Here is a 9,550-nt window from a genome sequence, read left to right as displayed (position 1 = left end):
CAGCTTTCTCCATTCTGCGTCGTCCAGCATCACTCCTCCCAGTCAGGAGGAGCAAAACGCCCGCACACGGAACACGTTCAAGGCCGAACAGGCCGTAGACGGACCGTTCTGTCTAAAGATATACAACTCACGCAACCATTGGCGCAGCCAGGCGGTGCCGCAACCCGTGTGACGAACCATGTACGCCCATCAGACCAAGCTCGCCTCCGAAGAAGTGCAGGATCTCCGCCGCGAGGGCGGGCGCTATCTGCGCGAGCGCCGGGAGGCGCGCGGACTCTCGCAGCGCCAACTGGCGGCCCTGATCGGCGTCGAGTACTACACGTTCGTCTCGCAGATCGAGACGGGACGGGGGCGGATCCCGCCGGACAGCTATCGGATCTGGGCCGAGGCGCTCGGTGTCGAAGCGCGCGAGTTCGTGCGCAACCTCATGCGCTACTACGATCCCGTGACCCACGACATCCTGTTCGCGGACACCGGCGCGGCCAACCTGACAGCCGCGAACGTGGCGTAAGGCGCGCCGGCTCTCGTCTGGGCCTAGCTCGGGGTCGAACGTTGTGAAGAGCGGGGCTGCATGCGCGCCTGTCTGATAGCGCTGCTCGTCATGCTTCCGCCCAGGCTGGCCTGGGCGGCCTGCATCTGCGGATGCGTTCACGGCGAGGCGCGTGTCAGCTGCTCGCAATCCACGGATATCCCGCCGATCTGCGCCCGGATCTGCCCGATGCCGATCGAGCCGCCCTCGCTCGCGCCCTATGGTGGGATCGGCCGTGGCGGCGGGGGAGCCGACGACGGGCTGAGTGCGACGAGCACGACCGATCGGCGAAATCCCTTGGCTGCTGATGGCAGCGCGGGAACGCTGCCGGGGGCTGTCGGCATGCCGGGTGCATCCCGGTGACGGGCTGACGGCGCGATCCGCCGGCGGATGCCCGGGTACGGCGATTCCGGTGGGACGGCGCAGAGGGCTCTCCGCGAAGATCATATGGCTCCCGATGGCTTGACCCCCGGCATCAGGAGATGCGCGGGGGCGGCGCCCGCGCGACGCGCGGATCCGTCGGCGCCGGTCGGCGGGGTGCCCGATGCCGGCCAGCGCGGATTTGACCTGAGCCCGGCCGGGCGGCCGGATGGCCCGTACCCTCAATCCGTGGGCAGGTGGCTGCCGCTGCCCGCGGCAAGGCTCGGTGCGATCTCGAACAGGCGTGCCGGGCTCGCTTTCTCGGAGGTAGTCGGATGCACTAGCTTGCCGGTCCGCGCCGAGAAGACCGATCAGGTCGTCGGCAAGAGAGCATCGTCAATCAGCGACCGCCGCGGCCTTGCGCGCCGCGCCGACCTCGATGTCCGATCGACGACGTGTTTCTGGATCTGAACGGATCGGGCTCGAATGACGACGAAGGACGTGTCCTGCGCACTCGACGCGATGTTCCAGCGGCCTCAGGGGCTGTACGGGGGCCTGGAGGACATCCCGGTCATCAGCCAGTGCGGCCATGCGCGGCGAGTGGCGCTGCTCGACAGGCTCTCGGTGGGCGATGTCGGGCGCATGACCTGCGTCGATTTCGGCATCGGCAGCTGGGGCATCGGCTCCGTCTACACCAAGCTGCAGTCCTGCGCGAAGGCCATCGGGATGGACATCTCGAGCGCCGCGCTCGAGATGTCGCGGGATCTCGTCAAGCGCACGGCTCCGCCCTACGCCGCGCATTTCCAGGTCCATCAGTCGGACGGGATGCAGATCCCGCTGCCGGACAACAGCGTGGACCTGTTCTTCTCCGGCGAGAGCATCGAGCACGTCAAGTTCCCGCCGAGGTTCCTGTCCGAGATCCATCGGGTGCTGCGCCAGGACGGCCAGCTGGTCATCACGACGCCGAACAAGCAGGCGATCCGCTACGAGGAGGCGGGCGAGGAGTACTGCACGAGCCCGGAGCATTTCTGGCTGTTCGATTATGAAGAGCTCGTGTCCATGGTCTCGGAGTTCTTCGTCATCCGGGAGGTCTACGGGTTCAACGGCAGCTTCGGGAGCCACGAGGAGGACCGCGAGGTTTCCGACCGGGACCGGGCGGAGCGCTGGAGCGGGGCGTTCGAGCACGAGCCGCACCTGGCGACGGGCATCGTCCTGCGGGCGGTCAAGCGCCCCGATGTCTCGGCGACCTACGAGATCGAGGACGTCGCGCCGGAGCGGATCAGGATCTCGGGCTCCGACACCTACCTGCCGCTCGAGTTTGGACTGCGCGGCCTCCTGCTCGGCGCGCCCGGGCAATCCGTCACAATCGAGCGCCCGCCGAGCGACGGCATCGTCTGCCGGATGTGGTGCCATCGCTGGAGCGGCGTGGCGCAGATCTCAGCGGACGAGGCGGTCGCCGAGGTCGACCTCTACACGAAGGTGCCCGGCTGGCGGAACTGGGTCTCGGCGCGGCCGACCCGGGAGGCGTCCCTGGTCACGCTCGCGCCGACCGGGCGGCGCAACGCGAAGGCGGAGAGCGACCAGGTCATCTTCTTCGAGGCCTTCGTCTGGCGCCGTCGCGGACGGGGCGGCCCGCCCACGGCCCGCCCCGCCGATTCCATCCGATCCCTGCTGCCCCGCGGAAGTCTCGAGCCGCAGCCGGGTTACGGCTTCGCCCGGACGCAGGTGATCGTCTCGACGACGGTCTTCCACTGGTTCACGGCCTCCGACGGCAACCTGCTCGGACCGTGGCCGCCGGTCGGCGGCCGGCCGGCCTGGGATGGGTCCCCGCGGTTCTTCGAGGACCAGATCAAGCAGATGATGATGGCCAACATCGACGCCATCTACCTGCACCTCATCGACCGCTTCGAGGATCAGCGGCTGGCCTTCTTCCGGGCCTACGCCAACCTCCGGAAGGAGGGCTGGGACGTCCCGAAGATCTGTCCCTATCTCGACCCGTTCGGGCTGTGGCAGAGCGAGGCCATCGACGTGGGCACGCTGGCCGGCAAGGATCGCTTTGCCGCCGAGTACGTCCGCTGGTTCGAGCAGTACTTCTCCGAGAACACGGACGAGCAGGCCGCCTCCTACCTGCTGACGATCGACGGCCGCCTCGCCCTGTCGACCTGGTGGGTCAAGCATGTCTGCGGGCAGGTGCAGCTTTTCACCCGGGAGGAGCTGGCATCGCGCCTGCAGGAGGCCCTCGGCGCGCGGATCCCGCAACTCGCGGCGGGCCTCTACATGATCACCGCGGCGCTGATCGACCCGGACCTGCCCTTCTCGGACGAGCGCCAGATCATGTTCTCCGGCTACGCCTACGCGATCCAGTGCGTGCACGCCGACCTGCATTGCTGGCACGTCCAGCCCGGCTACTGGGACCAGAACATCCGCGCCCCCGGCTTCCTGCTGCCGCGCGACGGGGGCGACGCCTACCGGCGCGCCTGGGAGATCGTCTGCGCGGGCCTGCCGCACGTCCACCGGATCTATGTCGAGAGCTGGAACGAGTACGACGAGGGCTCCGGGATCTACGCGGCCGACCCCGACGGCCCCTATCTCCATCCCGGCGCGCCGGCCGGCCGCGATCTGTTCTCGCAGGCGGGCAATCCTTTCGAGTACATCGACACGACCGCGGCGGGGGCCGCGCGCGTCAACGGCCGGCCGGACCACGCGGCGCGGATCCTCTGGCACGACCTGCCGCGGCGGCTCGAGCGCGGCAGCTACGTCCGGCTCTCGGCGGTGGTGCAGAACGCGGGCAACCGGCGCTGGGCCGCGCCCGACCGCTACGAACTCGCGCTGATGGCGGGCGGCGCGGTGGTCCAGTCCTGCCCGATCGCGCTGGACGACCATCGCGGCGGGCCGCGCCCGGAGATCGTCTGGCGCGGGCACCCGGTCCGGCTCTCGATGCACCTCGCGGTGCCCGAGCAGGTCGGCGCCTGGCCGGTCTCGCTCGTCGTCACCTGCAACGGCGAGCCGATCGGCGAGGCCGTGACGGTGCCGCTGCAGCTGATGCCGGCCGCCGGCTGAGGCGGGCCCCGCTCAGACGAAGGCGTGGAAGACCATCCGGTTGCCGTAGAACTCGTCCATCTTGCGGACCTCCCGGAAGCCGACCTCGCGCAGCATGGCCTCGCAGGCCAGCCGGTTCGGCCCGAAGAAGTTCGTGGCGTCGCGGTTCTCGGTGTCGCCCTCGTAGAAGACGAGCGCCGGGCGCGGGTAATCCTCGGCATCGACCAGCGTCTCGATGATCGCCATGCCGGCGCAGACCTCGCGCACCCGGCGCAGGTACCCGATCGGGTCGGGCGCGTGGTAGAGCACGCCGAGGAACAGCACGAGGTCGAACGTCCCGAGGCTCGCGGCCGAGATCTCCTCGACCTTCACCTCCCGCTCCTCGACGTGGCTGCCGAGCGCCCGCTTGGCGATGTCGAAGCCGCGCTTGCCGGCCCCTTGCCAGCAATACCAGTCGGTCGCCAGCACCCGCGCGGCGCCGCGGCGCTCGCAGGCGAACGAGAAGGCCCCGTTCCACGCGCCGATGTCGATGACCGACTGCCCCGCGAGATCCGCCGGCAGGTGGATCTTCGTCAGCTTGAAGGGCGTGTCGTCGATCCCCGGCGTGACGAGGCCGCCCCCGAGGTCGATCCGGTGAAACCAGGTCGTCGAGGCGACCTCCTCCGCGACAGCGTGATTCATCGGTTGCTGCTCCGCCTCGCCCGACCCCGGCCCCGCATTTCCCGGCCGCGGGTTGCCGACAGTCAAGCCGCTGCGGGCCGCCCGGTTCGATCGCGGCGGCGCGCCGTACGCCTCGTGGCGTTCGGGCGCTCGGCAGCGGCTCGACGAGATCAGGCAGATCCTGCCAAAGAAGCGGCCAAGGCCCAGGTCGACCCAACGGGCAAAGGCCGACACCACCGTGCCAGCGCAGACGGAAGTCTAACGCACGCGTACGACCGGCCCGATCGAGGACCGGTCTCAGCCATTCGAAGGTGCTGAACCGGCACCAGATTCATTCGTCGACGGTGCTTCTCCGATGGCCTCTGCGATTGCGGGAAATGCCGACCCATCGAAAACCGCCGGATCAGCTTCATAGAGGACCGCGAAGCTCTCAGGGTCATAGAAGCGCATGATCATCTGCAGGAACGTGCGCGCCTCGATGCCGTAAGCGTTGGCCCAGACCCGAACTTGATCTGGCGGCACGCGGCCCCGCCCTGTCTCGACCTGCGAGACGAAGGTGTAGATCGGTGAGCCGATCTCTGCCGAGAACGAGCGCTGTGAATGACCCGCCTTCTCGCGCAGGTGCTTCAGCAGCTTGCCGGCTTCGCGGCGCAGCTCCTGCGTCTCGGGCGAGGACAGCTTCTGCGGGTTCGTCGACATCAGGGGCCCCTGGCCTTCGTAGGAGCGTACAGCATAATACCTACCAGCGGTAGGAAGCGGGCGATATGTTGTCAAGAAAGCCTGCGCAACAGCAGGAAGATCTCCCTGCCGGTGCTTGGCGCGGAGTGAATTTCTGCAACCGCGGGTTCGCTCGATGTGCCGGCACAACCTTGAGGCTCACCGCCCGATCTTGCTTCGGTCCCCGTCGATGGCGCTGTCCTCCGGCAGCATGACCATCGGCTTGACCTCAGCCTTTGCCAGCTCGGCGGCCGCTGCCTGGGCGAGTTGCCCAAGTTGGATCAGCTTGCCCATTGAGAGTCGCTGCGCGTCGGAGACGCCCAGCACGTCGCAACGACACCTCTGACCACATTCTTCCCTGAACCGGGCACGGCGGCCTTCGAGGCGAATCTTTGCCGTCCACGGAACGACTCACAACGTCGCCCGCGGCTCTCCGTCGATGATTTGCGTGTATTCAGAGCAGTTTACGGGCCGACGTGGCATTTCCACATCGGCCCCCGGAGCCGTATGCTTTCTACGCAAAAGGGGCTGGACGGAAGGTGTAGCGTGAAAGACAAACGCACCCGACCGTACCAAACCGGTCCGAGGCTCCCGGGGGGATCCGGCCAGCGACCCGGCTGGCGGAGGCTTCACGGCACCGCAAGGGAACGACCATGGCCCTGACTGCAGATCAACTCAATACAATCTACCAGAACGTTCTGTTCCGGAACGTCGATGCCGCCGGTATCGCGTACTTCGGGAACAGCAACCTCTCCGACGCCCAGGTCCGTCAGCAGATCGAACTGTCGGCCGAAGCCAACACCTTCGTCTCGCCCATCGTGCGCCTGTACCAGGAAGTCCTCGGCCGCGTGCCGGATGCCGCTGGTCTGCGCTTCTTCTCGACCGAGCTTCGTCAGGGCTTCACGCTGGAGCAGGTCACCCAGCAGTTCCTGTCGTCGGCCGAGTTCACCGCTAGGACCACGGCCATCGCTGGCGCTGTCGATGCGACGGATCTGAACAACACCAACCAGCTTGTGACGGACGCCTTCCAGGCGCTCCTCAACCGTTCGCCGGCCACCAGCGAGTTCGCCTACTTCCAGGGCAAGACCCCGGCCCAGATCCTGTCGGCCATCGCCGGCTCGCCCGAGGCTGCATCGCAGAACGCCGCTGGCGTCGTCACCTTCCTGGATCAGGTCGCTCAGGGCACGTACCCGACTGGCACGCTGAACGACAAGACGTTCACGACGGCCCTCAATGAGCACTTCAACGGCACCACGGGCAGCGAAACCTTCACTGCCGTCCTGGGCGGTGCCGGCGCTACGTTCACGGCCGGTGAGACGGCTGACGGCGGTGGCAGCAGCGACGTGCTGAACGCAACCGTCACTGGCAATATTACTACGACGGCGTCGGGCTCCACCACGAACATCGAGACGATCAACCTCTCGCTGGCCACTGGTGCGGCCGGTACGGTTGATGCCTCGAAGTTTGTTGGTGCGACCGCGATCAACGAGACCATTGCTGCGACGGGTGGGGCGTCGGCCTTCCTCAATGTTTCCAATGTTGGCCCGGGCCAGACTGTCAGCTTCGACAGCAACGGCACCCACACGGTCCTCACCAACACCGTGACGGTCACCGACGCCGCTGCGAGCGTCAACGTGAAGATTGCCGATCTCGGCAGCGGCTCGACCCTGACGTTCGCTGAGACGACGGCTGGTAAGGGCAATCTGCTGACCGAGACGGTCACCGGCGCCGTTCATGAAACGGGTGCGGTTGTTACCAACTCCGCCAACCTGGGCGGTTCGTCCACCAGCGAGTTGTTCCTCATCGGGACCACCAAGGAAACGACGGTGAACCTCGGCATCACGAGCAACACCTACGTCCACTTCGGCACTGGCGCCGGGGAATATGCCGGTCTGCAGACCATCGACGCCTCGGCTTCGACGGGCAACCTGGAGCTGCACCCGGACCTCGCCACCCTCACCAAGCTGTCGTCGCTGACGCTGGGCTCCGGCAACGACTTCGTGACGGAGACGCTGGTCGGTAAGACCGGTGCGACCCTCACCTACAGCCTGGGTGCGGGCAACGACACCTTCACGCTGGATGCTTCGGCGACCGGCACGGCTGGTGACCATGCCACGTCGATCACGCTGGGCTCCGGCGCCGACACGCTGACGATCAGCACGGGTGTGGCAAACATCCAGGCGGCCACAAGCGGCTCGGTGACGGATGCCAGCATTACGGCCAACCTGATCACGGTCACGGACTTCAGCGCTGCAACCGGTGGGGACATCCTGCACTTCACGGCTATCGCTGCCGCCAACCGTGACACGGTCACCACCTCTGGTGCGGGCAACGAGCAGACTGCGATCAATGGTGCGGCCACTCTCAAGGCAGCTCTCGATATCGCTGCCTCGAACACGACCGCCGGCCACTATCAGGTGTTCGACTACAAGGGCGACGCCTACATCTACGTCGAGAACGCTGCGGGTCACGTCGGCAGCGTGGCGGGCACGGCGGACACGGTGAAGGCTGGTGACGGCCTCATCAAGGTCACGGGTGTCACGGTCGCCCAGCTCGACGCTGGTCACCTCACCGTCTAAGCCTCTCTCACGAGAGATCGCTTCAACACTGGCCCCGCCGTCTACGGACGGCGGGGTTTCCTGTTTGTGCTGACCGAACGCAGTCCACCGCCCCGCCGCCGCTCACCTCACCCCTCTATACCGCCTGCCTTTATCGTCGCTCCTGACCCAGGTAGAGGGTCTCTGCCGCAGGAGTGTCGATGACCAGCATCCAGCCCGTTTCACGAGCCCGCCACACCGCCCTGCGCTGGCGCCGGTTCAGCCACTACGGCTTCGCAGCGACGACGGCCGTTGCGCCTCTGGCCGCCACCGAGATCACGCAAGCCGCACTCGCCCTGCCGCTCGCTTTCATCCAACGAGACGACCACTGGTCCTTCGCCGCCGTGCTGGGCCTCCTGCCGGGTCAGAACCTCTATGTCGATGCAAATGGCTCCTGGCTCGCCCGCTACGTCCCGGCGTCCTTCCGGGGCTGCCCGTTCCTGATCGGCACACAGGCGAACGGCGAGCCCACGCTCTGTGTCGACGAGACGAGTGGGCACACAGGGGAGGGGACAGAAGGGGAGCCCTTCTTCGACGAGGGCGGGGCATTGAGTGCGAGCGTGGCGCAGGTCGCCGCCTTCCTAACCGAGACCGCCCGCAGTGAGGCTGCGCTGATGCAGGCGTGCGGGCTGCTCGTGAAAGCGGGCGTGGTCGAGACGTGGCCGATCACGATCCAGGGCGAGCAGGGATCTCAGCAGGTGGCCGGCCTCCACCGGGTCAACGAGACTGCCCTGAATGGGCTGGACGATGCGGCCTACAACAGCCTACGTCGCAGCGGTGTGATCCCTGTGGCCTATGCCCAGCTTCTCTCGATGGGCAACCTGACCCAGCTCGGGCAACTCGCTCAGGCTCGTGCGCAGGCCGAAGCAGCCGAGCGGGCGAAGGCCGAGGTCAAGCCGATGATCAGCCTGCCGGTGGACAGCACCATCGACTGGGACTGGAGCAAGATCGGGCGGTAGCGTCGCCCCTCGGTCAACTGGTCAGACCCTGACGTCATTGCTGGCCGATTCTGCTGGCGCACATGCTCTCGGCAAGGTTCAGCGTCGCTCCGTCTCAACGGCTCAGATCCGAGAAATCGCAGCAGGCACGATGCCGTGCTCGGATGCCCACATTGCCGCCTGCGTCCGATTATGCAGCTTCAGCTTGCGCAGAACGACCTTGACATGAACCTTCACGGTGGCCTCGGCGAGAGTGAATTTCCGAGCGATCAGCTTGTTTGAGGCTCCCTCGGCAAGGCAGCGCAATACCTCTACTTCACGCCGCGACAGGGGATGAGCCAGTGTTGTAGCCGCATCGACCTTCCTCGTCGCCGTGCTGGCGCCGACATGAATCGGGTCATGATCTGCGAGGACATCTAAGGCCGTAGTCGGCGGCATGAAAAGCAAGGGGTACAGATCTGGAGATTGCACCGTCGCACCTGACATGACGACGTGGATCACGTTGATCAGCGCCTCACGGCTAATGCTGCTGTTGAGGAGGGCCTGGGCTGCGAGGCAGAGATCCTGAGGTAAGCTCACCGGGGTGGTTTCTCGCCCAAGCAGGACGAGCTTAGAGCTGTTCCCGGTCAGGTAGCGACGGCCAAGTCGTTTTCGTAGCCGGCTGCGGCGAGGTAGTTGCGGCACTCCTGCGGAGTGAAGCGCGTGAAGGC

The 9,550-nt window shown here is 66.6% G+C and carries 8 protein-coding genes; 4 read left to right on the top strand and 4 right to left on the bottom strand.

The annotated features are described in order from the left end of the window. Positions 1 to 178 precede the first annotated feature (178 nt). Complete coding sequence (locus WDW90_RS32360) at positions 179 to 511, top strand: helix-turn-helix domain-containing protein (protein WP_336491706.1); 333 nt, start codon at positions 179 to 181, stop codon at positions 509 to 511. 864 nt (positions 512 to 1,375) lie between these two features. Next, positions 1,376 to 3,949, top strand: coding sequence for a methyltransferase domain-containing protein (locus WDW90_RS32355; RefSeq protein ID WP_336491705.1), 2,574 nt, complete (start codon positions 1,376 to 1,378; stop codon positions 3,947 to 3,949). Between the two features lie 12 nt (positions 3,950 to 3,961). Here WDW90_RS32355 and WDW90_RS32350 read toward each other — a convergent pair whose 3' ends face one another. The 3 genes from WDW90_RS32350 to WDW90_RS32340 form a co-directional block, all read right to left on the bottom strand. Then, on the bottom strand, positions 3,962 to 4,609 hold the full coding sequence (locus tag WDW90_RS32350; protein ID WP_336491704.1) for a class I SAM-dependent methyltransferase: 648 nt from the start codon (positions 4,607 to 4,609) through the stop codon (positions 3,962 to 3,964). Between the two features lie 276 nt (positions 4,610 to 4,885). Further along, the gene (locus WDW90_RS32345) at positions 4,886 to 5,287 is read right to left on the bottom strand and encodes a helix-turn-helix domain-containing protein (protein ID WP_336491703.1); all 402 of its coding nucleotides are present in this window, start codon (positions 5,285 to 5,287) and stop codon (positions 4,886 to 4,888) included. A gap of 177 nt (positions 5,288 to 5,464) precedes the next feature. Beyond that, positions 5,465 to 5,632 (bottom strand): hypothetical protein, encoded by a 168-nt coding sequence (locus WDW90_RS32340; protein ID WP_336491702.1) that lies wholly within the window; start codon positions 5,630 to 5,632, stop codon positions 5,465 to 5,467. 326 nt (positions 5,633 to 5,958) lie between these two features. Between WDW90_RS32340 and WDW90_RS32335 the strand changes: the two genes are divergently transcribed. Together WDW90_RS32335 and WDW90_RS32330 are read left to right on the top strand one after the other, a co-directional pair. Then, positions 5,959 to 7,884 (top strand): DUF4214 domain-containing protein, encoded by a 1,926-nt coding sequence (locus WDW90_RS32335; protein WP_336491701.1) that lies wholly within the window; start codon positions 5,959 to 5,961, stop codon positions 7,882 to 7,884. A 179-nt stretch (positions 7,885 to 8,063) separates the two neighbouring features. Then, positions 8,064 to 8,861, top strand: a complete 798-nt coding sequence (locus WDW90_RS32330; RefSeq protein ID WP_336491700.1) for a SapC family protein — start codon at positions 8,064 to 8,066, stop codon at positions 8,859 to 8,861. 102 nt (positions 8,862 to 8,963) lie between these two features. Here WDW90_RS32330 and WDW90_RS32325 read toward each other — a convergent pair whose 3' ends face one another. Then, positions 8,964 to 9,278, bottom strand: coding sequence for a response regulator transcription factor (locus tag WDW90_RS32325; protein WP_431311168.1), 315 nt, complete (start codon positions 9,276 to 9,278; stop codon positions 8,964 to 8,966). Positions 9,279 to 9,550 lie beyond the last annotated feature (272 nt).

This window comes from Methylobacterium nigriterrae, from assembly GCF_037106235.1.
GTDB classification, from domain to species: Bacteria; Pseudomonadota; Alphaproteobacteria; order Rhizobiales; family Beijerinckiaceae; genus Methylobacterium; species Methylobacterium nigriterrae.
This window is presented reverse-complemented; position numbering and strand designations above follow the sequence as displayed.

Excerpts from the sequence above, each read along its gene's own strand:
- WDW90_RS32360 (WP_336491706.1), top strand. The coding sequence starts at position 179 with ATGTACGCCCATCAGACCAAGCTCGCCTCCGAAGAAGTGCAGGATCTC.
- WDW90_RS32355 (WP_336491705.1), top strand. The coding sequence starts at position 1,376 with ATGACGACGAAGGACGTGTCCTGCGCACTCGACGCGATGTTCCAGCGG.
- WDW90_RS32350 (WP_336491704.1), bottom strand. The coding sequence starts at position 4,609 with ATGAATCACGCTGTCGCGGAGGAGGTCGCCTCGACGACCTGGTTTCAC.
- WDW90_RS32345 (WP_336491703.1), bottom strand. The coding sequence starts at position 5,287 with ATGTCGACGAACCCGCAGAAGCTGTCCTCGCCCGAGACGCAGGAGCTG.
- WDW90_RS32335 (WP_336491701.1), top strand. The coding sequence starts at position 5,959 with ATGGCCCTGACTGCAGATCAACTCAATACAATCTACCAGAACGTTCTG.
- WDW90_RS32330 (WP_336491700.1), top strand. The coding sequence starts at position 8,064 with ATGACCAGCATCCAGCCCGTTTCACGAGCCCGCCACACCGCCCTGCGC.
- WDW90_RS32325 (WP_431311168.1), bottom strand. The coding sequence starts at position 9,278 with ATGCCGCCGACTACGGCCTTAGATGTCCTCGCAGATCATGACCCGATT.